Origin of the sequence: Cellulomonas hominis, assembly GCF_005239125.1 — a bacterium.
Classification (GTDB): Bacteria; Actinomycetota; Actinomycetes; order Actinomycetales; family Cellulomonadaceae; genus Cellulomonas; species Cellulomonas hominis_A.
Map to the genome: position 1 here is coordinate 1 of NZ_SZYE01000004.1, position 24,470 is coordinate 24,470.

The 24,470-nt window shown below is 74.9% G+C and carries 25 protein-coding genes; 20 read left to right on the forward strand and 5 right to left on the reverse strand.

Translation table 11 applies throughout. The features are described 5' to 3' along the window. A partial coding sequence (locus FA014_RS19785; protein ID WP_195969110.1) for an endonuclease/exonuclease/phosphatase family protein occupies window positions 1-366 on the forward strand: 366 nt, incomplete at its 5' end. A 204-nt stretch (window positions 367-570) separates the two neighbouring features. Here FA014_RS19785 and FA014_RS01180 read toward each other — a convergent pair. Continuing rightward, entirely contained in the window at window positions 571-1,020 is a 450-nt protein-coding gene (locus FA014_RS01180) for a DUF4870 domain-containing protein (protein ID WP_154727887.1), read from the reverse strand. 161 nt (window positions 1,021-1,181) lie between these two features. Here FA014_RS01180 and FA014_RS01185 point away from each other — a divergent pair, with 161 nt between their 5' ends. Beyond that, complete coding sequence (locus FA014_RS01185; RefSeq protein ID WP_154727888.1) at window positions 1,182-2,117, forward strand: hypothetical protein; 936 nt, start codon at window positions 1,182-1,184, stop codon at window positions 2,115-2,117. A 13-nt stretch (window positions 2,118-2,130) separates the two neighbouring features. On the opposite strand, the gene FA014_RS01190 is transcribed toward FA014_RS01185, so the two are convergent. Further along, window positions 2,131-2,982, reverse strand: coding sequence for a DUF3097 domain-containing protein (locus FA014_RS01190; RefSeq protein WP_230322773.1), 852 nt, complete (start codon window positions 2,980-2,982; stop codon window positions 2,131-2,133). A gap of 49 nt (window positions 2,983-3,031) precedes the next feature. On the opposite strand from FA014_RS01190, the gene FA014_RS01195 reads away from it, so the two are divergent. From FA014_RS01195 to FA014_RS01215, 5 genes are all read left to right on the forward strand, one after another. Further along, window positions 3,032-4,543, forward strand: coding sequence for an MFS transporter (locus FA014_RS01195; protein ID WP_230322774.1), 1,512 nt, complete (start codon window positions 3,032-3,034; stop codon window positions 4,541-4,543). A gap of 47 nt (window positions 4,544-4,590) precedes the next feature. Next, on the forward strand, window positions 4,591-5,631 hold the full coding sequence (gene hrcA, locus FA014_RS01200) for a heat-inducible transcriptional repressor HrcA (RefSeq protein ID WP_154727891.1): 1,041 nt from the start codon (window positions 4,591-4,593) through the stop codon (window positions 5,629-5,631). 97 nt (window positions 5,632-5,728) lie between these two features. Continuing rightward, window positions 5,729-6,862, forward strand: coding sequence for a molecular chaperone DnaJ (gene dnaJ / locus FA014_RS01205; RefSeq protein ID WP_154727892.1), 1,134 nt, complete (start codon window positions 5,729-5,731; stop codon window positions 6,860-6,862). Between the two features lies 1 nt (window position 6,863). Beyond that, window positions 6,864-7,631 carry a 16S rRNA (uracil(1498)-N(3))-methyltransferase gene (locus FA014_RS01210; protein WP_154727893.1) on the forward strand — a complete coding sequence of 256 codons (768 nt, stop codon included), beginning with the start codon at window positions 6,864-6,866 and terminating at the stop codon, window positions 7,629-7,631. Window positions 7,632-7,906: 275 nt separating this feature from the next. After that, entirely contained in the window at window positions 7,907-8,281 is a 375-nt protein-coding gene (locus tag FA014_RS01215) for a hypothetical protein (protein ID WP_154727894.1), read from the forward strand. Window positions 8,282-8,493: 212 nt separating this feature from the next. Here FA014_RS01215 and pgi read toward each other — a convergent pair whose 3' ends face one another. Next, the gene (gene pgi / locus FA014_RS01220; RefSeq protein ID WP_154727895.1) at window positions 8,494-10,176 is read right to left on the reverse strand and encodes a glucose-6-phosphate isomerase; all 1,683 of its coding nucleotides are present in this window, start codon (window positions 10,174-10,176) and stop codon (window positions 8,494-8,496) included. A gap of 87 nt (window positions 10,177-10,263) precedes the next feature. After that, window positions 10,264-11,313 (reverse strand): LLM class flavin-dependent oxidoreductase, encoded by a 1,050-nt coding sequence (locus tag FA014_RS01225; protein ID WP_154727896.1) that lies wholly within the window; start codon window positions 11,311-11,313, stop codon window positions 10,264-10,266. Between the two features lie 150 nt (window positions 11,314-11,463). Between FA014_RS01225 and FA014_RS01230 the strand changes: the two genes are divergently transcribed. From FA014_RS01230 to FA014_RS19790, 11 genes are all read left to right on the forward strand, one after another. Beyond that, window positions 11,464-12,648 carry an ROK family transcriptional regulator gene (locus tag FA014_RS01230; RefSeq protein ID WP_154727897.1) on the forward strand — a complete coding sequence of 395 codons (1,185 nt, stop codon included), beginning with the start codon at window positions 11,464-11,466 and terminating at the stop codon, window positions 12,646-12,648. A gap of 103 nt (window positions 12,649-12,751) precedes the next feature. Beyond that, on the forward strand, window positions 12,752-14,047 hold the full coding sequence (locus FA014_RS01235) for an extracellular solute-binding protein (protein WP_154727898.1): 1,296 nt from the start codon (window positions 12,752-12,754) through the stop codon (window positions 14,045-14,047). Window positions 14,048-14,119: 72 nt separating this feature from the next. Further along, on the forward strand, window positions 14,120-15,088 hold the full coding sequence (locus FA014_RS01240; protein ID WP_154727899.1) for a carbohydrate ABC transporter permease: 969 nt from the start codon (window positions 14,120-14,122) through the stop codon (window positions 15,086-15,088). Then, a complete protein-coding gene (locus FA014_RS01245; RefSeq protein WP_154727900.1) occupies window positions 15,085-16,056 on the forward strand; it encodes a carbohydrate ABC transporter permease in 972 nt (323 codons plus the stop codon). The genes FA014_RS01240 and FA014_RS01245 overlap by 4 nt, the downstream gene beginning before the upstream one ends. Window position 16,057: 1 nt before the next feature. After that, window positions 16,058-17,092, forward strand: a complete 1,035-nt coding sequence (locus FA014_RS01250; protein WP_230322775.1) for an ROK family protein — start codon at window positions 16,058-16,060, stop codon at window positions 17,090-17,092. Continuing rightward, window positions 17,092-17,886, forward strand: a complete 795-nt coding sequence (gene nagB, locus FA014_RS01255; RefSeq protein ID WP_154727901.1) for a glucosamine-6-phosphate deaminase — start codon at window positions 17,092-17,094, stop codon at window positions 17,884-17,886. The genes FA014_RS01250 and nagB overlap by 1 nt, the downstream gene beginning before the upstream one ends. Window positions 17,887-17,888: 2 nt before the next feature. Next, entirely contained in the window at window positions 17,889-18,275 is a 387-nt protein-coding gene (locus tag FA014_RS01260) for a DUF2200 domain-containing protein (RefSeq protein WP_154727902.1), read from the forward strand. Between the two features lie 147 nt (window positions 18,276-18,422). After that, the gene (locus FA014_RS01265) at window positions 18,423-19,319 is read left to right on the forward strand and encodes a hypothetical protein (protein ID WP_154727903.1); all 897 of its coding nucleotides are present in this window, start codon (window positions 18,423-18,425) and stop codon (window positions 19,317-19,319) included. A gap of 113 nt (window positions 19,320-19,432) precedes the next feature. Next, complete coding sequence (locus FA014_RS01270) at window positions 19,433-19,816, forward strand: DUF3039 domain-containing protein (protein WP_195969111.1); 384 nt, start codon at window positions 19,433-19,435, stop codon at window positions 19,814-19,816. Then, entirely contained in the window at window positions 19,813-21,618 is a 1,806-nt protein-coding gene (locus tag FA014_RS01275; protein ID WP_154727904.1) for a DEAD/DEAH box helicase, read from the forward strand. Before FA014_RS01270 ends, FA014_RS01275 begins: the two co-directional genes overlap by 4 nt. A gap of 174 nt (window positions 21,619-21,792) precedes the next feature. Next, window positions 21,793-21,948, forward strand: coding sequence for a hypothetical protein (locus tag FA014_RS19790; RefSeq protein ID WP_195969112.1), 156 nt, complete (start codon window positions 21,793-21,795; stop codon window positions 21,946-21,948). A gap of 96 nt (window positions 21,949-22,044) precedes the next feature. Here the strand turns inward: FA014_RS19790 and FA014_RS01280 are convergent, their stop codons facing one another. Next, complete coding sequence (locus FA014_RS01280; protein ID WP_154727905.1) at window positions 22,045-23,370, reverse strand: nicotinate phosphoribosyltransferase; 1,326 nt, start codon at window positions 23,368-23,370, stop codon at window positions 22,045-22,047. A gap of 59 nt (window positions 23,371-23,429) precedes the next feature. Between FA014_RS01280 and clpS the strand changes: the two genes are divergently transcribed. Continuing rightward, window positions 23,430-23,717, forward strand: a complete 288-nt coding sequence (clpS, locus tag FA014_RS01285; protein ID WP_154727906.1) for an ATP-dependent Clp protease adapter ClpS — start codon at window positions 23,430-23,432, stop codon at window positions 23,715-23,717. Further along, entirely contained in the window at window positions 23,718-24,467 is a 750-nt protein-coding gene (locus FA014_RS01290) for a DUF2017 family protein (RefSeq protein ID WP_154727907.1), read from the forward strand. Window positions 24,468-24,470 lie beyond the last annotated feature (3 nt).

Below are 24,470 nucleotides of genomic sequence, written 5' to 3' on the forward strand. Positions count from 1 at the left end.
GGCGTCGTGGTCGCGGCGCACACCCGCGCGCCCTCCGCCGCCTCCTCCATGCCCGACTGGCGCGCGCACGCCGCCGGCATCGCCGCCGTGTGCCGCAGCACCCCGGGCGCGATCGTCGCCGGGGACCTCAACGCCACCCTCGACCACCCGGGGCTCGGCGACCTCGGTCCGTGCGTCGACGCGGCCGCAGCGACCGGCGTCGCCGGGCTGGGCACCTGGCCGTCCGACGTGCCCCGGGTCCTGGCCGCGCCGATCGACCACGTGCTCGTCGACGGGCGCGCGTGGCGGGTGACGTCGTTCGGCGTCCTGGACCGGGTGGGCACCAGCGACCACCGCCCGGTCGTCGCGCACCTCGCGCGGCGCTGACCGCGCGGGGCCGCCGGGGCCCTACGCTTCGTCGCATGCGCCGCGACCCCGCCGTCCAGCAGCCGGCCGCGGCGCGTGAGCCGCACCCTCGCGGACTGAGGCCCGGGGCGCGCCGCCCGGAAGACGAGTGGAAGGTCTGGCCGGACTCGCCGTGGGCGTGTCGGGCCAGACCTTCCACTCAGGGGTGCTGCTCGCGCGTGGGTGTCACTTCACCAGGCGCAGGGTGACCGGGTAGCGGTACCACTGGCCCTTGTTGACGGCCACGGCCGCGAGGATCGCGAACACGAGGCTGGCGACCCACACCACGAACGGCAGGAACGCGAGGATCCCGACCGAGACGATGCTGAGGATCCACGCGGCGACGTACGCGATCGTCACGGCGATCTGGAAGTTCAGCGCCTCCTTGGCCTGGTCGTCGAGGAACGGGCCACGGCCCTTGAACACCAGCCAGACGACGAGCGGCGCGAGGAAGCCGAACAGGATGCCGCCCAGGTGCGCGAGCAGCGACCAGGTCTTCTCCTCGTCCGGGCGCAGCGGCTGCTGCGGCTGGGCCCCGTACGGCTGCTGCGGCTGGCCGCTGTACGGCTGCTGGGGCTGGCCGCCGAACGGCGGCTGCTGCTGGCCGCCCGCGGGCGGCTGCTGGTCGTACGACATGAGTCTCCTCGTGGGTGCTGCGGGGCTACGGCGGTCGAAGCGTAGCGGTGTGACCGGGTCTTTCGTCCCCTTCGCCCCTGCGGTGGACTCCTTGACACCCGCGGGTCGCCTTCGGTTCGCTGGCGGGACGGGCGACGTACGTCCGACCAGGAGGGCACGCGATGACCGAGAACCCGGGCACCACCCCGCCGCGCGACGACGAGCCGCGACCGCCGCAGGGGCAGCCGCCCGCCGGCCCGCCGCCCTCCCCGCAGCAGCCGTACGGTCAGCAGCCGCCCGCCGGGCAGCCGCCGTACCCGCCGCAGCAGCCGTACGGCCAGCAGCCGCCGCCCGGCCAGCCGTACCCGCCCCAGCAGCCGTACCCGCAGCCCGGCTACGCCCAGCAGCCCTACGACGCCCCCGCGTACGGCGCCCCGACCGCCGGGACGAGCGTCGGCGACGCGTTCAGCTGGGGCTGGACCAAGTTCACCCAGCAGGTCGGCCCGTTCCTGCTCGGCGTGCTCGCCTACCTGGCCGTCATCGTCGTGGTCTCGGCCGTGCTGTTCGCCGTGCTCCTCGGCGGCACGGTGGCGAGCGTCGACCCGGACACGCAGGAGCTGCGGAACGGCGCGGGTGTCGGCCTGGTGTTCGGCTACCTCCTGGTGGCCGCGGTCGCGTTCCTGCTGTCCGCCTTCATGCAGGCCGGCGTGACCCGCGCGAGCCTCGAGGTCGCCGACGGCCGCCGGATCGAGGTGGGCACGTTCTTCCGGTTCGACGACTTCGGCAAGGTGGTCGTCGCGGCGCTGCTCGTCGGGCTGGGCACCGCGGTCGGCACCCTGCTGTTCGTGATCCCCGGCCTGGTGTTCGCGTTCCTCGCCCAGTTCACGCTGTTCTTCGTGATCGACAAGCGCATGGCGCCGGTGGACGCGATCAGGGCGAGCTTCACCCTGGTGTCCCGGAACCTGAGCACGGTCCTGCTGCTGTTCCTCGGCGTGTACGCCGCGAACCTGGTCGGGTCCGCCCTGTGCGGCGTGGGCCAGCTCGTGTCGTTCCCGGTCGGCCTGCTGGCGACCACCTGGATGTACCGCCGGCTGCAGGGCGAGCCCGTCGCCCCCTGAGGTCGCGTGCGCGTCAGGGTGCGGTCACGAAGTCGATCAGCTCCTCGACGCGCCCCAGCAGCGAGGGCTCGAGGTCGGCGTAGGACCGCACGGACCGCAGGATCCGCTGCCAGGCGCGGGCGACGTCGGCCTGCTCCTCGGCGGGCCAGCCGAGCTCGCGCAGGATGCCGCGCTTCCACTCGGTGCCCCGCTCGATGGTCGGCCACGCGGTCAGCCCGACGCGGGCGGGCTTCACGGCCTGCCACACGTCGACGTAGGGGTGGCCGAGCACCAGCAGCGTGCCGGCGGGCACGGTGCGCAGCGCCTCGTCGGCGATCCGCTGCTCCTTGGACCCGGGCACCAGGTGGTCGACCAGGACGCCGACCCGCTTCCCCGGCCCGGGCCGGAAGTCGCGCAGGGCGTCCACGAGGTTGTCCACGCCGTCGAGCAGTTCGACGACGACGCCCTCGGCGCGCAGGTCGTCGCCCCAGACCTTCTCGACGAGCTCGGCGTCGTGCTTGCCCTCGACCCAGATCCGGCTGCCGATCGCGACGCGGGCGCGCTGGTCGGCTGCCGCCAGCGACCCGGACGCGGTGCGCTTCGGCCCGGTCGGTGCCGTCGGTCGCGGCGGGACGAGCTCGACCGGCTTGCCGTCGACCCAGAACCCCGGCCCGAGCCGGAACGTCCGCGTGCGCCCGCGGCGGTCCTCCAGGACGACGACGTGCTCGCCGCCCGACTTCTCCACCCGGACGACGGCCCCGACCCAGCCGGTCGTGACCTCCTCGACGACCAGCCCGCGCTCGGCGGGCGTCGGGGTGGAGGTGGGGCGGCGGTGCGCGCTCGAGGATGCCCCGGACAGCACGTCGGTTCCGTAGCGGTCGGTCACCCGCGGCAGCCTAGGTGCCGACCCGCGGCGCGCGTGGTACGACACGACGGTGACGTCGAGCCCCGCGCAGCACCCGCCCGCCGACCGCCGGGAGGCCCCCGGCGACCGCCCCGCCCCCGACCCGCACCGCTGGCGCGCCCTCGGCGTCTGCCTGGCCATCGGGTTCATCACGATGCTCGACGTGTCGATCGTCAACGTCGCCCTGCCGTCGATCGAGCGCAGCCTGCACGCCGGGGCGAGCCAGCTCCAGCTCATCGTCGCGGGTTACACGCTGGCCTTCGGCCTGGTGCTGGTCCCCGCGGGCCGGCTCGGCGACGCCCGCGGCCGCCGCGGCCTGTTCCTGATCGGCCTGACCGGCTTCGCCCTCACCAGCCTGGGCGCCGGCCTGGCGCCGTCGGACGAGCTGCTGGCCGTCGCCCGGCTGCTCCAGGGGATGAGCGCCGGCCTGCTGAACCCGCAGGTGGTCGGGACGATCCAGCAGCTGTTCTCGGGGTACGAGCGCGGGAAGGCCTTCGGGTACTTCGGCGCCACCATCGGGGTGTCGACCGCGCTGGGCCCGCTGCTCGGCGGCCTGATCATTCAGGCGTTCGGCGCCGAGGAGGGCTGGCGCTGGGTGTTCTTCGTGAACGTGCCGGTGATCGCGGTCGTGCTGCCGTTCGCGGTGAGGTTCCTCCCGCGCGGCACGGTCGGGGCACCGAGCGGCACCCTCGGCCCGCGCGGCCGGCCGCGGCTGGACGGCGTCGGCCTGGCGGGTGTCGCGCTGACCGCCGCCGCGGTGATGGTGCCGTTCGTCACGACGACGGGGGAGGGCGGCGACGACCCGGCCCGCTGGTGGTGGCTCGCCGTCGCGGCCGTCCTCGCCGTCGCCACCGTGCTGTGGGAGCGCCGGTACCAGCGCCGCACGGGTGCCGCCGTGCTGGACCCGCGGGTGCTCGGCGAGCCGGCGTTCCGGAACGGGGTGCTGCTCGGCATCGCGTACTTCGGCGGGTTCACGTCGGTGTTCCTGGTGGCGACGCTGTACCTGCAGCAGGTCGCCGGCTTCACCCCGCTGCAGGCCGGTCTGGTCAACATGCCGTTCGCGATCGCCTCGGCGGTGTCGGCGCAGCGCTCGGGCCGGCTGGTCGCCTCCCGCGGGCGCGCGCTGGTGGTGATCGGCCTGGTGCTCGTGGTGGTCGGCCTGATCGGCACCGACCTCGCGATCCGGCTGGTCGACCCGCCGGCCGTCGGGTTCGTGATGGCGGCGACCCAGATGGTCGCGGGCGCCGGCAGCGGCCTGGTCATCGCGCCGAACCAGACGCTGACGCTCGCTCGGGTGCCGGTCGAGCGGGCCGGGGTGGCGGGCAGCATGCTGCAGGTGGGTCAGCGCGTCGGCTCGGCGCTCGGCGTCGCGGTGGCCCTGTCGACGTACTACTCGGCCCTGGCCTCGGGCGTCGACGGCAGCGCGGCGGCCGGGCGCGCGCTGCTGCTCACCGTGTCGCTCGTCGCCGTCGCCCTCGTCGTCGGCGTGCTCGATCTGCGGGCCCGGCGGCGGGACGCGGCGACCGCGCCCGCGGACGCGTAGAATTGGCACTCGGTTCGAGCGAGTGCCAGGAGGTCGAGGAGGTGGCGATGAGCGAGGACCGCAGGCTGGACGTGCTGCGGGCGATCGTGGAGGACTACGTCGCCACCCGCGAGCCCGTCGGCTCCCGCGCGCTCGTCGAGCGGCACGCCCTCGGGGTGTCGCCCGCGACGATCCGCAACGACATGGCGGCCCTCGAGGACGCCGGGCTCATCGTGCAGCCGCACACCTCGGCCGGCCGGGTGCCGACCGACAAGGGCTACCGGATGTTCGTGGACCGGCTGGCGACCATCAAGCCGCTGTCCGCCCCGGAGCGCCGCGCCATCGAGACGTTCCTGGAGGACGCCGCCGACCTGGACGACGTGGTCGACCGCTCGGTGCGGCTGCTCGCGCAGCTCACGCACCAGGTCGCCGTCGTGCAGTACCCCTCGCTGCGCCGCACGGCCCTGCGGCACGTGGAGCTGGTGCCGATCGGCGACCGGCACCTGCTGGTCGTCATCATCACCGACCACGGCCGGGTCGAGCAGCGCACGATCGAGGCCCCCGACGCCCTGGACGTCGCCACCGTGGCGCGGCTGCGCGTCCGGCTGAACACCGCGGCGGCGGGCCGGCGGCTCGCCGAGCTCGGCACCGCGCTGTCCGACCTGGCCGACGACTTCGCCCCCGCCGACGGTCCGCTCGTGCGCGGCGTGGTCGACGTGGTCGAGGACACGCTGGCCCAGGAGAGCGAGGAGCGCGTCGTCCTGGCGGGCACCGCGAACCTGGTCCGCGGCGGCGGCGCCGACTTCGCCCGCACGATCAGCCCGGTCCTGGAGGCGCTCGAGGAGCAGGTCGTGCTGCTGCGCCTGCTGGGCGAGATGGCCGAGGACGAGGCCGCGGTGTCGGTCCGGATCGGCCGCGAGACCCAGCACGAGGGGCTGGTGGAGACGAGCTTCGTGACCACCGGGTACGGCGGGTTCGACGGGGGCGGCGGCGAGCGCGCCGCGGTGGCCCGGATCGGCTCCGTCGGCCCGCTCCGCATGGACTACCCCGGGACCATCGCGTCCGTGCGCGCCGTCGCGCGGTACCTGTCCCGGATCCTCGCCGGATGACCAGCACCGGGCACCGACCCGGGTCCGTGCACGTTCGACAGGCAACGCCCGACCCCGCGCACGCGCGCGCGGCCCGCACACGCACAGGAAGTGACGAGTGAGCGACTACTACGAGGTGCTCGGCGTCGAGCGTGACGCCACGCCCGAGCAGATCAAGAAGGCCTACCGCCGCCTCGCGCGCGAGCTGCACCCGGACGTCGCGGGCGCGGAGGCGGGCTCGGAGGACCGGTTCAAGGACGTGTCGCGCGCGTACGAGGTGCTGTCGAACCCCGAGAAGCGCCGCATGTACGACATGGGCGCCGACCCGTCGTCCCCCGGCGGTGGCATGGGTGGCGCCGGGGGCTTCGGCTTCCAGGACATCTTCGAGACGTTCTTCGGCGCCGCCGCCGGCGCGGGCGCGCAGCGCGGGCCCATCCCGCGCGCCCGCCGCGGCCAGGACGCGCTGCTGCGCCTCGACATCGACCTCGCCGAGGCGACGTTCGGCACGCACCGCGAGGTCCCGGTCGAGACGGCCGTGGTCTGCCCGACGTGCGACGGCTCCTGCTGCCGCCCGGGCACCTCCCCGCGCACCTGCGACGTCTGCGGCGGCCGCGGCACCGTGCAGCGGGTGGCCCGGTCGTTCCTCGGCCAGGTCATGACCTCGCAGCCCTGCGCCGCGTGCCACGGCTTCGGCACCGTCATCCCCGAGCCGTGCACGGAGTGCGCCGGCGAGGGCCGCGTCCGCTCGCGCCGCACGCTCGAGGTCGACGTCCCGGCGGGCGTCGACACCGGCACCCGGATCAAGCTCACCGCGCAGGGCGAGGTCGGCCCCGCCGGCGGGCCCGCGGGCGACATCTACCTCGAGGTCCGCGAGCGCAAGCACGACACGTTCCTGCGCGAGGGCGACGACCTGCACTGCACGCTCGAGGTCCCGATGACCGCGGCCGCCCTGGGCACCGTGCTCACGCTCGACACCCTCGACGGCCCGCAGGAGGTCGACCTGCGCCCGGGCACCCAGCCCGCGCAGGTCGTCACGCTGCGCGGCCTGGGTGTCGGCCACCTGCACGCCGGCGGCCGCGGCGACCTGCACGTGCACGTCGACGTCAAGGTCCCCACCGCGCTGGACGACGAGCAGTCCGAGCTGCTCCGCCGGCTCGCGGGCCTGCGCGGCGAGGAGCGCCCCGAGGCGCGGCTGTCGGCCTCCGGCGGCGGCGTGTTCTCGAAGCTGCGCGACAAGCTCGCCGGGCGCTGAGGTGACGGCACCGGTCTTCCTGGCGGAGCCGGGCGACCTCGACGCGCTCGACGTCGGCGGCCGCTACCTGCTCGCCGGCGCCGAGGGGCGGCACGCGGGCGTCGTGCAGCGCCGGGCGGCGGGGGAACGGGTCGACGTCGTCGACGGCGCCGGCACCCGGCTGGTCGGCGAGGTCGAGGCGGCCGGGCCCGAGGGCGTGCACCTGCGGGTCCGCGCCGTCGTGGTCGAGCCGGTGCCCGCGCCGCGGCTGCTGCTCGTCCAGGCCCTCGCCAAGGGCGACCGCGACGAGCTCGCCATCGAGGCGGCCACCGAGGTCGGCGCCGACGGCGTCGTGCCGTGGCAGGCGGAGCGGTCGATCGTCGTCTGGCGCGGCGACCGGGCCGCCAAGAGCCGGGCGCGCTGGCTCGGCACGGTCCGCACCGCGGCCAAGCAGGCCCGCCGGGCGCACGTGCCCGCCGTCGACGTGGCGCTGGCGAGCGCGGCGCTGGTCCGCCGCGCGCGCGAGGTGGTCGAGGCCGGCGGCGCGGTGCTCGTGCTGCACGAGGAGGCGACCACACCCCTCGCCGCCGCGGCGCTCCCCGCGCCCGGTGCCCCGGCCGACGTGCTCGTCGTCGTCGGGCCCGAGGGCGGGATCGCGGAGCGCGAGCTCGCCGACCTGGTCGACGCCGGCGCGCAGCCGGTGCTGCTGGGTCCGCACGTGCTGCGGACCTCGACGGCCGGGCCGGTGGCGCTCGCGCTGCTCGCGCAGCGGCTGGGGCGCTGGGGCTGACGCCGGCGGCCACCGCCCACCTGGGCCGTACGTCTCATCCGGACGAGGCCGCCGACCAGCTCGAGAGCGCCGTCACCCGGCCCGTCGCCTGCCGGCGGGAGCTCGACGCGGTCGCGGGCGGGTCGTTCGTGCGCCGGCTGTCGGCGCACCACGACGACGACGCGTTCGACCGCACGGTGGTGGCCCGGGTCCGCGACCGGTTCGGTGACGTGCCCGCCGGGGCTTGACCCGCGGGCCGGATCGGCGGGAGGCTGGCGGCCCGCACCGCAGGGGGGATGAGCCGAGGGGGACTCATGGGACGGGTGGTCGCCGTGGTGGCCGGCGCGGCCGTGCTGGCGCTCCAGGTCTGGCTGACGCTGTTCGCGCAGGTCGTGCTCGCCTACGAGGCCGCGGTCCTGGTCGTGGTGCTCGTGGGCCTCGGGCTGCGCGGCTACGCCCGTTCGCGGCGCCGCGGGCAGCGCGCCGACGCGGCCCGGTGGCCCGACGCCCGCGGGATCCCCGTGCCGCAGCCGACGCTGCTGGTCGGGGGACCGGTGCTGCCGTCCGCCGACGCGGGGGTAGGCGCGCCGCCCGTGCCGACGCAGGTGGAGGACCGGGGCGACCCGCTGGACGACCTGCTGGGCCGCCGGCGCCCGCGCCCCGTCGCCTGAGCCCACGCCGCGGCCGCCGCGCACCGCGCGCGCCCGCGCACCGCGCGCCCGCCGAGCGGGTAGTCGACGCGTCGAGCGAGTATGCGCCGACTACACGCTCGACGCGTCGACTGCTCGCTCGGCGCGGCGGCGCACCGCGGCGGCCGCCGGAGACGACGACGGGCCCGCCGCGACGCGTGGTCGCGGCGGGCCCGTCCCGTGGCGTGCCGGCGTCAGCCCTCGCGCAGCTCCAGGTACCGGGCGATCAGCGACCGGGTCGACGGGTCCTGGCCGGCGAGCGCGTCCGCGTCGCCCTCCACCGCCGGGGCGATCTCCATCGCGAGCTTCTTGCCGAGCTCGACGCCCCACTGGTCGAACGAGTCGATGCCCCACACGACGCCCTCGACGAACGTGATGTGCTCGTACAGCGCGATGAGCTGGCCCAGCACCGACGGGGTCAGCGACGGCGCGAGGATCGACGTCGTCGGGCGGTTCCCGGGGAACACCCGGGCCGGCACGATCGCCTCGGCCGTGCCCTCGGCGCGGACCTCGTCGGCGGTCTTGCCGAACGCGAGCGCCTTGGTCTGGGCGAAGAAGTTCGCGAGGAACAGGCCGTGGACGTCCGTCCCGCCGTCCTTCAGCGGGTGCGCCGGGTTGGCGACCGCGATGAAGTCGGCCGGGATCAGCCGGGTGCCCTGGTGGATCAGCTGGTAGAACGCGTGCTGGCCGTTGGTGCCGGGCTCGCCCCAGAACACCTCGCCGGTCTCGGTCGTGACCGGCGTGCCGTCCCAGCGGACCGACTTGCCGTTCGACTCCATGGTCAGCTGCTGCAGGTACGCCGGGAACCGGTGCAGGTACTGGGCGTACGGCAGGACGGCGTGCGTGTGCGCGTCGAGGAAGTTGACGTACCAGACGTTGAGCAGGCCCATGAGGACCGGGACGTTCTGGTCGAACGGCGTGGTGCGGACGTGCTCGTCGACGGCGTGGAAGCCCTCGAGGAACTCGCCGAACGCGTCCGGGCCGATCGCGATCGCGAGCGAGGTGCCGATCGCCGAGTCGACCGAGTAGCGGCCGCCGACCCAGTCCCAGAACCCGAACGCGTTCTCGGGGTCGATGCCGAACGCGGCGACCTTGTCCAGCGCCGTCGACACCGCGACGAAGTGCTTGGCGACCGCGCCGGTGCGGGCCTCCTCGGTGTCCTCGATCGCGCCGGCGGCGACGAGCTCCCGCCACAGCCAGTCGCGGGCCAGGCGCGCGTTGGTCAGCGTCTCCAGCGTGCCGAAGGTCTTGGACGCGACGATGAACAGCGTCGTCGTCGGGTCGAGGTCCTTCGTCTTCTCGGCGATGTCGGTCGGGTCGATGTTCGACACGAACCGCACCTCGAGGCCGTCCTGGACGTACGGCTTGAGCGCCTCGTACGCCATGACGGGGCCGAGGTCCGAACCGCCGATGCCGATGTTCACCACGGTGGCGACGCGCTCGCCGGTGACGCCGGTCCACTCGCCGGAGCGGACCTTGTCGGCGAACGCGGCGATCTTCGCGAGCACCTCCTGCACGTCGGCGTCCACGTCCTGGCCGTCGACGACCAGCGTCGGCTCGGCGTCCGCCGGGCGGCGCAGCGCGGTGTGCAGCACGGCGCGGTCCTCGGTGACGTTGATGTGCTCGCCGGCGAACATCGCGTCGAGGCGGGCCCGGAGGCCGACCTGGTCGGCCAGGGCCACCAGCAGGGACAGGGTCTCGTCGGTGACGAGGTTCTTCGACAGGTCGACCGTGAGGTCGGCCAGCTGCCGGGTCAGGCGCGTCGCGCGCCCGGGGTCGGCGTCGAACCAGCCCCGCAGGTCGGGGACGAACGCCTCCTCGTGGGCGGTCAGGGCGGTCCAGGCGCCGGTGGTGGTGGCGTCGACGGGTGCAGTCACGGCGGGTCCCTCTCGGAAGCAGATCGAACGGGGTCCACCGTATCGAGGCGGAGGCGGTGGGCGAGCGGGACGTGCGGCCCGGTGGCGTCAGCCGCCGAGCGCGTCGCGGACGAGCGGGGCCACCCGGGTGCCCAGCAGCTCGATCGCCCGGAGGGACTCGCGCTGCGGGACGCCGCTGAGGTCCATCTGGAAGATCTGCCGGTCGTGGCCGAGGGCCGCGTGCAGGGCTACGACCCGCTCGGCGACCTCCTCGGGCGAGCCCACGAAGTAGGCCCCGCCCTTGGACGCCCCCGACTCGAACGCGATCCGGTTCGGGATGGCGAAGCCGCGCTCGGCGGCGATCCGGCGCATGGTGCTGAGCCAGTACGGGAAGAAGAACTCGCGGGCCTGCTGCGCGTCGTCGGCGACGAACCCCATGCCCGCGACCTCGACGCGCTGGGTGGCGGGGTCGTGGCCGGCCTCGGCGTGCGCCGCGCGGTACAGCCGGACGAGCGGGGAGAAGTCCGCGGGCCGCCCGCCGATGATCGCGTAGGACACCGGCACGCCCAGGCGTCCGGCGCGGTCCGAGGACGCGGGGTTGCCGCCGGTGGCGACCGCGATCCGCAGGTGCTCGCCCAGGCCCGGCTTGTCGAGCGGCCGCGGCAGGATCTCCGCGGCGTGCAGCGGCGGGCGGAACCGGCCGGACCAGGTGACCGGGTTGCCGCGGTCGATGCGCAGCAGCAGCCGGATCTTCTCCTCGAAGAGCTCGTCGTAGTCGTCGAGCGAGGCGCCGAACAGCGGGTACGACTCGATGAACGACCCGCGCCCCGCGAGCAGCTCGACGCGGCCGCCGGACAGCAGGTCCATCGTCGCGAACTGCTGGTACAGCCGCACCGGGTCCTCGGTGGACAGCACGGTCACGGCGCTGCCGACGTCGATCCGCTCGGTCTGCGCGAGGGCGGCGGCGATCACGGTCGCGGGGGAGGAGATGGCGTAGTCGGGGCGGTGGTGCTCGCCGATCCCGACGTGGTCCAGGCCGACCTGCTCGGCGAGCCGCACGCGCTCCAGGACGTCGCGCAGGCGCTGCGCGGGGGAGGTGCGGGCGCCCGTGACCGGGTCGGGGTGGACGTCGCCGAACGTGTACAGGCCGAGCTCCATGCCCGGTGCAGCGCGGACGGGCCGCGGCGCATTCCCGGGCGCCGGCCCCGCGCCGCGTCGATGTCGGCCCCGTGAACGTGCGGTCACGATGTGGTCACGGTCACACGGGGGTCTTGACCCGGGATTAGTAAGGAAGGTCTACTAACAAACATGACGACGACGACGCCGTCCGCAGCCCCGCACCGCGGGGTGGGCCGGACGCTGCGGCCCACGGGCAAGGTGCTCCCCGAGCACGCCCGGGCCCACAACCGCGCCCTCGTCCTGCAGCACCTGTTCCACCAGGGCCCGTCGTCCCGCGCCGACCTCGCGCGCAGCACCGGCCTGACCCGGGTCACGGTCTCCGACCTGGTCTCGGTGCTCATGTCCGAGGGCCTGGTCGCCGAGCTCGGCGTCCGGCCCGAGGGAAAGGTCGGCAAGCCCGCGACCCTCGTCGGGATGCGGACCGAGGACTTCCAGGTCGTCGCCGTGGACCTCGCGGACGACGCCAGCCTGCGCGGCGCGGTCATGACCCTCACCGGCGCGGTCGTCGCGCGGCGCACCGTGTCGCTCGACGGCCGCACCGGCGACGCCGCGGTCGCGGTGCTCGAGGACCTGTGCCGCGAGCTGCTCGCCGCCGCGGACCGCCCCGTGGTGGGTGTCGGCATCGGGTCGCCCGGCGTGATCGACGCCGCCGGGGTCGTCGTCGAGGCGCCCAACCGCGGGTGGTACGACGTGCCGCTCGCCGCGCTGCTCGCCGAGCGGCTGGGCGTCCCGGTCCAGGTCGCCAACGACGCGAACACCCACGCGCTGGGGGAGTACACCTACGGCGGCGCCAGCGGGTCCGGCCTCATGGTCGTGACCGTCGGCCAGGGCCTCGGCGCCGGGATCGTGCTGGACGGCGCCCTCGTGCGCGGTCGCGCGAACGCCGCCGGGGAGATCGGGCACGTGACGGTGGTCGACGACCGCGACGTGCGGGCCGGCGACCCCGAGCCCCGGCCGTGCGCGTGCGGGCGCGCCGGCTGCCTGGAGACGCTGCTCTCCCTGCCCGCGCTGCGCCGCGCCACCACCGGCCGCAGCCCCGAGGAGTCCGACGCGGTCCTCGCGTCGGTCGGACGGAAGCTGGGCGTGGCCCTCGCTCCCGTCGTCAGTGCGCTCAACCTCGCCGAGGTCCTGCTCTCGGGTCCCCCGGAGCTGCTGGACGGAGCCCTCAGGGTCGAGGCGCTCGCCACGCTCCGGGCCCGGACCCTGCCCCTGCTGGGGCAGGACCTCGTGCTGCGGATGGGTTCGTTGGACGAGGACGGGGCGCTGTCCGGCGCCGCGGCCCTCGTGCTGTCCGGTCAGCTCGGGGTCACGTGACGACCCCGAGCCGACCGCTTGCAGTGCCGGTACCACCACCCCCGGCGGGGCTTGCAGGCCCCGCCACGCATCAGGGAGGAACACCAACGTGAAGATCGTACGGATGGCAGCCGTCGGTGTGGCGGCGGCGCTCGTGCTGACCGCCTGCTCGTCGGGCGACGACGGCGGCTCGACCGGGTCCGACGGGACCCCCGAGGCCGCGGAGATCACGCTCTGGCTCAACGGGGCGGACACGCCCGACGAGCTGCGCGACTACCTCAAGACGACCTTCGAGGAGGAGAACCCCGGGTCGGCCCTCGTCATCGAGGAGCAGGACTGGAACGACGTCGTCACCAAGCTGACGACGGCGCTGCCCGACGAGGCGAACACGCCCGACGTGGTGGAGATCGGCAACACCCAGTCGCCGACGTTCACCACCATCGGGGCGTTCCGCGACCTCACCCCGCTCTACGACGAGCTCGGCGGCGACGACCTGCTGCCCTCGTTCGTCGAGGTGGGCAAGGCGGACGGCAAGAACTACGCGCTGCCGTACTACTTCGGCTCGCGCTACATGTTCTACCGGGCCGACCTGTGGTCCGCGGCCGGCCTCGAGAAGCCGACGACGCTCGACGAGTTCGCCCAGGACGTCGCGGCGCTGAAGACCGACACCCAGTCGGGCTTCGCGATCGGCGGCCAGGACTGGCGCAACGGCATCTCCTGGGTGTTCGCGAACGGCGGCGAGCTCGCCACCGAGGACGGCGGCGAGTGGACCTCGACGCTGTCCGACCCGAACACCGTCAAGGGCCTCGAGCAGTGGCAGGCGGTCTACCAGGGCTCGTCCAACGTGCCCGCCACCGAGCGCGACGTGGCGTACTGGGACTTCCTGAACGACGGCGCCGACGGCGCTGCCCCGGCCGCGGCGACGATCATGGCCCCGGGCTGGGCCCGCTGGTCGATCGGCGACCTCACCACGAACGACGCCGGCGAGGAGGTCCGCGACGGCATGGTCGACGAGGCCAAGTTCGACATCTTCGCCCTGCCGGGCGTGGACGGCGGCATCGCGCCGGTGTTCGCGGGCGGCTCGAACATCGCCATCTCGGCGAAGTCCCAGCACCCGGAGCTGTCCGAGAACCTGCTGCGGATCATCTTCTCGCCCGAGTACCAGCAGATGCTGGGCGAGAACGGCCTCGGCCCGGCGAACTCGCAGTACGTCGACTCGCTCGGCGACGACAAGTTCGCGCAGACGATGATCGAGACGGCGTCCTCCTCCAAGCTCACCCCGGCCGCGCCGGGCTGGGCGGCCGTCGAGGCGGCGTTCGTCTACGAGGAGCTGTTCCAGGCGATCGCCGAGGGCGGTGACGTGACCGAGCTCGCCGCGCAGTACGACGAGAAGATCACGCCGATGCTCAACGGCCAGTGACGTCCGCCCGGCCGCGGGGCACCTCGCCCCGCGGCCGGGACCGTCCGGCCACCGCTCGTCAGGAGAGGTGCCATGTCCACCACCACGGCCCGCCCCGGGCCGGCCACCCCGCCCGCCCCGCCGGCGGCCCCCGCACCCGCCGGCCGCCCCCGTCGGCGCCGGCCCGGGCTCACCGCCTACGTCCTGCTGGTCCCCGCCGTCCTGGTCCTGCTCGCCGGCCTGGGCTACCCGCTGTACTGGCAGGTCGTCACGTCGATGCAGGAGTTCGGCCTGGCCCAGCAGTTCGGCCAGCCCCCGACCTTCGTGGGCCTCGACAACTACGCCCGGATCTTCACCGACGACCGGCTGTGGGCCGTCGTCGCCCGGTCCATCGTGTTCTGCCTGGTCAACGCGTTCACCACGGTGATCCTCGGCGTGCTGTTCGCCCTGCTGATGAAGGCCGTGCACCCGGTCGTCCGGATCGTGCTGCAGGTGGCCCTGCTGCTGGCCTGGGCGATGCCGATGGTCGCCGCCGTCACCGTCTGGAAGTGGCTGTTCGACTGGCGCACCGGCGTCGTCAACTGGCTGCTGGTCCAGCTGGGCTTCGACCAGTACAGCGGGCACGCCTGGCTCGCCCAGCCGCTGTCGTTCTTCTTCGTCGCGACCGTGATCATCGTGTGGATGTCGGTGCCGTTCGTGGCGCTGTCGGTCTACGCCGCGCTCACCCAGGTGTCCGACGAGGTGCTCGAGGCCGCCCGCATCGACGGCGCCGGCCCGACCCGGATCCTCTGGCACATCACGATGCCGCTGATCCGCCCCGTGCTCTCGATCGTGCTGCTGCTGCAGATCATCTGGGACCTGCGGGTGTTCGCGCAGATCCGCCTGCTGCAGGACAGCGGTGCGCCGGTCAGCGAGACGAACCTGCTGGGCAACTTCATCTTCGAGCTCGGCATCGGCCGCCAGGACTTCGCCGGCGCCGCCGCGGTGTCGATCTTCGTGCTCGCGCTGACCGTGCTGCTGAGCTGGCCGTACGTCCGGAACCTGCTGAAGGAGGACGCATGAGCGCCACCACGTCCCCCGCGGGCCCGGCGGGGTCGGTGGACCCCGTCGCCGCCCCGCCCGCCCGGGCCGGCACCCCCGCCGTGCCGAGCGCCGCCGGGCCTGCGCCGCGGCGGGGTCGCGCCGGCGGGCGGGCGGGTCGCCGCGTCCGCCGCGCGCTGCTCGGCCTGCTCGCGGTCGTCATCGCGGTCGTCTGGGCGTTCCCCGTCTACTGGATGGTGCTGTCCTCCGTGCTGCCGGGCTCCCGGCTGCGGGCCACGACGCCGACGTTCCTGCCGACCGGCGCCACGCTCGCGAACTTCCGGTCCGTCCTGGACGGCGCCGGGTTCGGCACCGCCCTGCGGATGAGCCTCGCGATCACCGCCGTCACGGTCGTGGCGGTCCTGGTGTTCGCGTTCCTCGCGGCGCTGGCCATCAGCCGGTTCCGGTTCCGCGGGCGGCTGACGTTCGTCATCGCGGTGCTGTTCGTGCAGATGCTGCCCGCCGAGGGCCTGTTCATCGCGCAGTACAAGATGCTGTCCTCGGTCAACCTGCTCAACAGCGTCATCGGCGTCTCGATCCTGTACACCGCGGCCGTCGTGCCGTTCACGATCTGGATGCTGCGCGGGTTCGTCGCCGGCGTGCCGATCGAGCTCGAGGAGGCCGCCATGGTCGACGGGCTCAGCCGGGTCAGGGCGTTCCTGCGGATCACCTTCCCGCTGCTGGCGCCCGGCCTGGTCGCCTCCGGGGTGTACGCGTTCCTGCAGGCCTGGAACGAGTTCACCGTCGCGCTGGTCGCCCTGCCCGCCGAGTCCGCCCGGACGCTCCCGCTCTGGCTGCGGTCGTTCCTGGCGTCGTCGGCGAACCGCGGCGTCGACTGGGGCGAGGTCATGGCCGCGTCCACCCTCATCGCCGTGCCCGTGATCGTGTTCTTCCTGCTGGTGCAGGGCAGGATGACCTCGGGGCTGGTGTCCGGAGCGGTGAAGGGCTGACGTGGACGAGCTGATGACCTGGCCGCGCGGCGCGTCCGCGGGGCCGGAGGGAGCCGGTGTGCCGGTACCGGCCGGGGCCCCGGCGGGTACGGCCGCCGGGGAGGCGGGCGCCGCCGCGGGCTGGTCCGTGGGGCTCGACATCGGCGGGACCAAGACGCTCGGCGTGCTGGTCGCACCGGACGGCGCCGTCGGTCCGTCGGTGCGGCTCGCCGCCCGGCCCGGGGCCGCGGGCGTCGCCGGCACCGCCGCGGAGGCCGTGCACGCGCTGGTCGCGCAGGCCGGGCTCACCCCGGGCGCGCTGGCCGGGGTCGGCATCGGGCTGCCCGGCATCGTGGACCCCGCGGCGGGCCGCGTCGAGCACGCGGTGAACCTCGCCATCGAGACCGCGGTGCCGTTGGCCGCCGACGTGTCCGCCGCGCTCGGCGGGGTCCCGGTCCGGCTGGAGAACGACCTCAACGTGGCCGCGCTGGGGGCCGCGCACCTGCTGCCCGACCCGGCCCCCGACCTGGCGTTCCTCGCGCTCGGCACCGGGCTCGCGGCGGGGCTGGTGCTCGACGGCCGGCTGCGCCGCGGCGCCTCGGGCGTCGCCGGCGAGATCGGCCACCTGGTGCACGTCCCGGGCGGGCTGCCGTGCCCGTGCGGCCAGCGCGGCTGCCTCGAGCAGTACGCCTCCGGCGGCGCGCTGTCCGCCGCCTGGCCCGGCCCCGGCGACCGGCCCGCACCCGTGGCCCTGTTCGAGGCGGCCGACTCCGGGGATGCTGGTGCCGTGGCGGTGCGCGACCGGTTCGCCGGGGCCGTGGCCGCCGCGGTGCGCGTGCTCCTGCTCACCACCGACGTCGCGCACGTCGTCGTCGGCGGCGGGGTCAGCGAGCTCGGCGACCCGCTGCTGCGGGTGGTGCGCGCACGGCTGGACGACGAGGCCCGGGACTCCGCGTTCCTGGCCGCGATGCACATGGCGGAACGGGTGACCCTCGCGCCGCGCGGAGTACCGGTGGGTGCCGTGGGCGCCGCGCTGGTCGGACGGAAGGAGTCCTGATGGAGGTCGTCATCGCCCCGGGCCCGGAGCTCGCGCGGCTGGCCGCCGACGCGATCGAGCGGGTCGTGCGCGCACGCGCGGCGGAGGGCCGGCACGCGGTCCTCGGCATCGCCACCGGGTCCAGCCCGCTGGCCGTCTACGACGAGCTGGCCCGCCGGCACGCCGAGGAGGGCCTGTCGTTCGCCGGGGTGCGCGCCTTCATGCTCGACGAGTACGTCGGCCTCCCCGCCGACCACCCCGAGCGGTACCGCAACGTCATCGAGAAGGAGTTCGCGTCCCGCGTCGACATCGACCCGGCCGACGTGCACGGGCCCGACGGGCTCGCCGACGACGTCCCCGCGGCCTGCGCGGCGTACGAGGCGGCCATCGCGGACGCGGGCGGCGTGGACGTGCAGATCCTCGGCGTGGGCACCGACGGGCACATCGCGTTCAACGAGCCCGGCTCGTCGCTCGCCTCCCGCACCCGGATCAAGACGCTGACCCGGCAGACCCGCGAGGACAACGCCCGGTTCTTCGGCGGCGACGTCTCCCAGGTCCCGACGCACTGCCTCACCCAGGGGCTCGCGACGATCATGTCCGCCCGGCACGTGGTCCTGCTGGCCAGCGGGAAGCACAAGGCCGAGGCCGTGCACCACCTCGCCGAGGGCGCCGTGAGCGCCATGTGGCCCGGCACGATCCTGCAGCACCACCCGCACGCGACGGTCCTCGTCGACGAGGCCGCGGCCGGCCGGCTGCAGCTCGCGTCGTACTACCGCGAGACGTTCGACGCGAAGCCGGACTGGCAGGGGATCTGAGCGTGGCGGGGCCGGGCGGGGCCGGTGGGGCCGGTGCCGCGGGCGGGCACCGGATCTTCGGCACGCCGTTCGCGGCGATCTACCCGCACTACGTCACGAAGGTCGAGCGCAAGGGCCGCGACGTCGCCGAGCTGGGCGAGGTCCTGGCCTGGCTGACCGGCTACGACGAGGCAGCCCTGGCGGCGGCGGTCGCGGACGAGCGCACCCTGGCGGAGTTCTTCGACCGCGCCCCGCGGATGAACCCCGACGCGGAGCTGATCCGCGGGGTCGTGTGCGGCGTCCGGGTCGAGGAGATCGAGGACCCGCTGATGCAGCGGATCCGCTGGATGGACAAGCTGGTGGACGAGCTGGCCCGCGGCAAGCGCCTGGCGACCATCCTCCGCTCCTAGCCCCCTCACCGGCCGAGTTCGCCGGTTGCGCGCGAGTTCGCCGGTTGCGCGGGCCGGATTTTCGCGGAACCGGCGAACTCGGCGGTGCTCATCCACAGATCCAGCCGCGCGCCCCCGCCGCGGGTCGCCGACGGGCATCGTCGAGGGGTGACGTCGTCGGGTGCCGAGGTGATGCTGGTCCGCGAGACCGCTGCGAGCGGCGTGCGCCTCCGCGACCAGCGGTCGCTCGAGAGGATCCGGCGCGGGGCGTACGTCGCACGCGTCCCGCCACTCGGGCCGGCGCGCGACCGCCGGCGGCTCGCCCGTGCCCGGATCTGCGCCGTGCACGCGCAGCTCCGTCTGGAGCACTGGTTCAGCCACGAGTCGGCGGCGGTGCTGTGGGGCTGCGACGTCGTGGGTCTGACGGGGCTCGTGCACGTCGTGCAGGAGACGCGCCCGCACGCCCGGGGCGGTGATCCGGTGGTCCGGCACTACGGCCGCCTCCTCGACGAGCACCGCGCGGAGGTCGACGGCTTCCCGGTGACCAGCCTGGCGCGGACGGTCGTCGACTGCGCCGGCTCGCTCCCGGCGGACCGCGGGCTCGTGGTCGCCGACTCCGCGCTGCGGCGAGGGCTCGACCCGACCGAGCTGGCGGACGTGGTCCGGTCGCGGGCCGGCACGCGAGGCGTCGCGCGGGCCCGGCTGGTGCTGGACGCAGCGGACGGCCGCGCGGAGTCACCGGGCGGGACGATCCTGCGCTGGGCGCTCGTGGCGGGTGGGCTGCCCGTCCCGGAACCGCAGGTGGAGGTCCGCACGCGGGGCGGGCTCTTCCGGCTCGACCTCGGGTGGCCGTCGGCGCAGGTCGGGATGGAGTTCGACGGCTTCGTGACGTACTCCGGCGCGTTCGGGAGCACGGCACCGGAGGTCGTCTTCGCGGAGAAGCAGCGGCAGGACGCGATCGAGGACGAGGGCTGGCGGGTGCTCCGGGTGACCTGGGGTGATCTGCGCGACACGGATGCCCTGGTGCGCCGGGTCCGCCGGGCGCTGACGGGGCGCCGACGGTGACGAGTTCGCCGGTTCCGCGCGAGTTCGCCGGTTCCGCGCGGGGCTCTGCCGCGCAACCGGCGAACTCGCGCGAGGCCCCCGGCGCGTCGGAGGGGGGACGTACGATGGTCGGCATGAGTGAGCCCCTGCCGCCGAGCACCGAGCCGGACCGACTCTCGGACCCCAGCACCGGCACCGGCACCGGGCTGCTCGAGCGGCCCGCGGAGCAGACCGCCGAGCCCGGGGACCACGAGCGCTTCGCGCACTACGTGCGCAAGGAGAAGATCATGGAGTCGGCGATGTCCGGCAAGCCCGTGGTCGCGCTCTGCGGGAAGGTGTGGGTGCCGGGCCGGGACCCGAACAAGTTCCCCGTCTGCCCGGTGTGCAAGGAGATCTACGAGGGCCTCCGGGAGCCGCAGGACGGCGGCGACGGGGACTCCCAGAAGGGCTCGGGCGGCGGACGCCGCTGGGGCTTCGGCCGCGGCAAGGGGTCCGGCGACTCCTCCGGCGGGCAGTGAGCGCCCCGGACCGCCCCTCGTCCGCTCCCAGCACGCACGCCTCGCCGTCGGCAGCATCGCAGCTGCCCCCGGCGTTCCCTGCGCGTGCGCCGTGGGGGACGGCGGGCAAGCTGCGTGCCTGGCAGGCCGAGGCGCTCGAGCAGTACCTGACGACCGCGCCGCGGGACTTCCTCGCGGTGGCGACGCCGGGCGCGGGCAAGACGACGTTCGCGCTGCGCATCGCGACCGAGCTGCTGCAGGCCGGGGTGGTGCGCCGGGTGACCGTCGTCGCGCCGACCGAGCACCTGAAGCACCAGTGGGCCGACGCGGCGGCGCGCGTGGGCATCAAGCTGGACCCGAACTTCAAGAACGCGCAGGGCCGGCACGGGCACGGCTTCGACGGCGTGGCGCTGACCTACGCCGGCGTGGCGGCCAAGCCCGCGCTGCACGCCGCCCGCACGACCGCGGCGCCCACCCTGGTGATCCTCGACGAGGTGCACCACGGCGGTGACGCGCTGTCCTGGGGCGACGCCGTGCAGGAGGCGTTCGAGGGCGCGGCCCGCCGGCTGTCGCTCACGGGCACGCCGTTCCGCAGCGACACCGCGCAGATCCCGTTCGTCGAGTACGAGCGCGGCCCCGACGGCATCCGCCGCAGCAAGGCCGACTACACGTACGGGTACTCCCAGGCGCTGCGCGACCACGTCGTCCGCCCGGTGCTGTTCCTCACGTACTCGGGCTCGATGCGGTGGCGCACCAAGGCCGGCGACGAGGTGAGCGCCCGCCTCGGCGAGCCGCTGACCAAGGACATGACCGCGCAGGCGTGGCGCACCGCGCTGAACCCGGACGGCGAGTGGATCCCGTCCGTGATCGCCGCGGCCGACCGGCGGCTGACGGAGGTCCGCCGCACCGTGCCGGACGCCGGCGCCATGATCATCGCGACCGACCAGACGGACGCCCGCGCGTACGCCGGGCACATCGCCCGGCTCACCGGGAGGTCGCCGACGGTCGTGCTGTCCGACGACGACGGCGCGAGCGCCCGGATCGACGAGTTCTCGGCCTCCGACGACCGCTGGCTCGTGGCCGTCCGCATGGTGTCCGAGGGCGTCGACGTCCCGCGGCTCGCGGTCGGCGTGTACGCCACCAGCGCGTCGACCCCGCTGTTCTTCGCGCAGGCGATCGGCCGGTTCGTGCGCGCCCGCAAGCGCGGGGAGACGGCGTCGGTGTTCCTGCCGAGCGTCGCCCCGCTGCTCGCGCTGGCCAACTCCATGGAGGTCGAGCGGGACCACGCGCTGGACCGGCCGCTGACCGCGGAGGAGCAGGGCGAGGGCTACAACCCCGAGGACGCGCTCGTCGCGCAGGCGAACCGGGCCGAGAAGGGCTCGGACGCGCTGCAGGGCACGTTCGAGGCGCTGGAGGCGCAGGCGTCGTTCGACCGCGTGCTGTTCGACGGCGGCGAGTTCGGCACCGGTGCGGACGTGGGCTCGGACGAGGAGCTGGACTTCCTCGGGCTGCCCGGCCTGCTCGACCCGGACCAGGTGACGACGCTGCTGCGCCAGCGCCAGGCGAACCAGCAGAGCGCGAAGCGGTCGAAGGCCCAGCCGGCGGAGGACCGCGCCGAGATGGACCACCGCAAGCAGGCGGAGCTGCGCAAGGAGCTCGCCCAGCTGGTCGGGGCCTGGTCGCGCAAGAGCGGCCAGCCGCACGGCGCGGTGCACACGGAGCTGCGGCGCCGGTGCGGCGGGCCGGAGGTGGCGCTCGCGGACCCGAAGCAGCTCGAGGCCCGGGTGGCGATGCTCCGGGGCTGGTTCGTCGGCAAGCGCTGACCTCTCGCGAACCCGCAGGTCAGCGCGTCGCTTTACCATCGCGCGGCCGGCGCGCAACCGGTGCGTTCGACGTGCCGAACCTCAGGATCGGTGCCATCGTCATCCCCGTGAACAGCGCGTTCGCCGGGACACCCCCGACGGGCGCGGTGACGCAGAGCGAAAGGGAGCCGTCAGATGCCCACGTGGCTGATCCTCATCATCATCGGTGCAGTGCTGCTCATCATCGGCGTGGCCGTGGAGGCCGCCAAGATCCTCATCTGGATCGGTATCGCCGTCCTCGTCGTGAGCCTGGTCCTCGGCCTGCTGCGCCGCGGGAAGGCTCGCGTGTAGCGACCAGCACCGCACGTACGACGAGGCCCGCGCACCCCCCTGGAGCGCGGGCCTCGTCGTGTCCGGGCGGCCGGTCCGGCGCGCGGGGCGCGGGGCTCAGAGGGTGAGCGTCACCGTGGGGATCGCCGCCTCGTCGGCCGACAGCCGCCGGGCGCCGCGCGGCAGCTCGTCCCGGGACGCCGCGTGCCGTGCCACGGCGGCGGCCACGCCCTCGGGGCCGGTCCAGCCGGGGCAGACCTCGCCGTCGGTGACCAGCGGCACGACGAGGGGGCGCAGGTCGGGCTCGGACGGGGCCCACGCCGCCACCGCCGCGTCGGGTCCGTCGACCACGACCTCCTCCACCGCCCGGCCGTCCCCGTCGAGCCGGCGCGCCGCCGACTTCCGGCCGCCGACGGACTCCTTGGCCTTGGAGGCCTTCGCCACGGGGGCGAGCCGGCCGTCGGACCCCTCGCGCGCCACGAGCTTGTAGACCATGCCGCAGGTCGGCGCACCGGAGCCGGTGACCAGCGAGGTGCCGACGCCGTAGGAGTCGACCGGCGCGACCGCCAGCGCGGCGATCGCGTACTCGTCCAGGTCCGAGGTCACGACGATCTTCGTGTCGTGGGCGCCGAGGCCGTCGAGCTGCGCGCGCACCTCCTGCGCCAGCACCCCGAGGTCGCCGGAGTCGAGCCGCACGGCGCCCAGCCCGGTGCCGGCGGCCTTCACCGCCCGCTCGACGCCCCGCCGCACGTCGTAGGTGTCGACCAGCAGCGTGGTGCCGGCACCCGCGGAGGCGACCTGCGCGGCGAACGCGGCCTCCTCGTCGTCGTGCAGCAGCGTGAAGGCGTGCGCGGCGGTGCCGATCGTCGGCAGCCCGTACCGGCGGCCGGCCTCCAGGTTCGACGTCCCCGCGAACCCGGCGACGGCGGCGGCGCGCGCCGCGGCGACCGCGGCCTGCTCGTGCGCCCGGCGCGCCCCCATCTCCAGCACGGGCCGGCCGATCGCGGCGGAGGTCATCCGGGACGCCGCGGAGGCGATCGCCGAGTCGTAGTTGAGGACCGACAGCACGACGGTCTCCAGCAGCACGGCCTCGGCGAACGTGCCCTCGACGGTCAGCACGGGGGAGTGCGGGAAGAACATCTCGCCCTCGGCGTAGCCGCGCACCGACCCGGTGAACCGGTAGTCCGCGAGGTACGCCAGCGTGGCGTCGTCGACGACCCGCTCCCGGGCCAGCCAGTCGAGCTCCTCGGCGCCGAACCGGAAGTCGGCCAGCGCCTCCAGGACCCGGCCGGTGCCGGCGAGCACGCCGTACCGGCGGCCGTGCGGCAGGCGCCGGGTGAACACCTCGAAGACGCACCGGCGGCCGGCGGTGCCGTCCGCGAGTGCGGCCTGGAGCATGGTGAGCTCGTACCGGTCGGTCAGCAGCGCGGTGCTCGAGGTCATGTGCACACGGTAGGCGCCGACCTGCGGGTGCGCGCCGCCACGGCACCTAGAGTGGTCGGGTGTCCGTGGAGATCGCACCCGAGGAGACCGTCCACGCCGACGGGCAGCTCGCCGACGCCTGGGTCACGATCGTGTGGAACGACCCCGTGAACCTCATGTCCTACGTGACCTACGTGTTCCGGTCGTACTTCGGCTACCCGCAGGCCAAGGCGGAGAAGCTGATGCTCGAGGTGCACGAGCAGGGGCGCTCCGCGGTGTCCACGGGGAACCGGGAGCAGATGGAGGTGGACGTGCAGGCCATGCACTCCTTCGGCCTGTGGGCCACCCTGCAGCGGAGCGACGCGTAGGTGCGGGCGTTCCGGCGGGAGGGCGACGAGCTGGTCGCGGAGGTCGACCCGGGCGAGCGCGAGGTGCTCGCGACGGTGGTCGCCGACGTGGCGGAGCTGCTGGGCGGCGGGCGGTTCGAGGACCGCGCCCGCGACACGGGCAGCGCCCGGCCGGCCCGGGCGGGCGACGCGGCGGACGACCCCGCCGCGCTCGCGATGCGGCTGCGGCTCGAGCCGCTGCCCGCGCCCGACGACCCGGCGGTGCACCGGCTGCTGCCCGACGCGTCGCGAGACGACGCGGAGGTGGCCGCGGAGTTCCGCCGACTGACCGAGGACGACCTGCGGCAGCAGAAGATCGACCGCCTCGCGGTGCTGTTCGACGCGCTGACCGTCGAGGCGCTGGGCCACGGGTCCGACGCGGACGACGGCGCCGGCGAGGCCGACGACGCGCACCCGCCCGCGCGGCGCCGCCGCCGGTCCCGCGGCCGGCACGAGGCCGTCGCCGTGGTGCGCGTCGCGAAGGACCGCGCCCCGGCGCTCGCGGCCACGCTCACCGACGTCCGCCTGGTGCTGGGCGAGCGGCTGGGCGTCACCGACGAGGAGTCGAGCGACCGCCTCGAGCACGAGGTCGTGCGCGGCCGCCCCGGTGACGCGGCGGGGCAGGCCCGGCAGTACCTGGGCTCGGTGTTCCTGGCGCTCGGCTGGTGGCAGGAGACGCTGATGGCCTGCCTGCTCGCCGACCTGCCGGACGCGCCCCGCGACCGGGACTAGGAT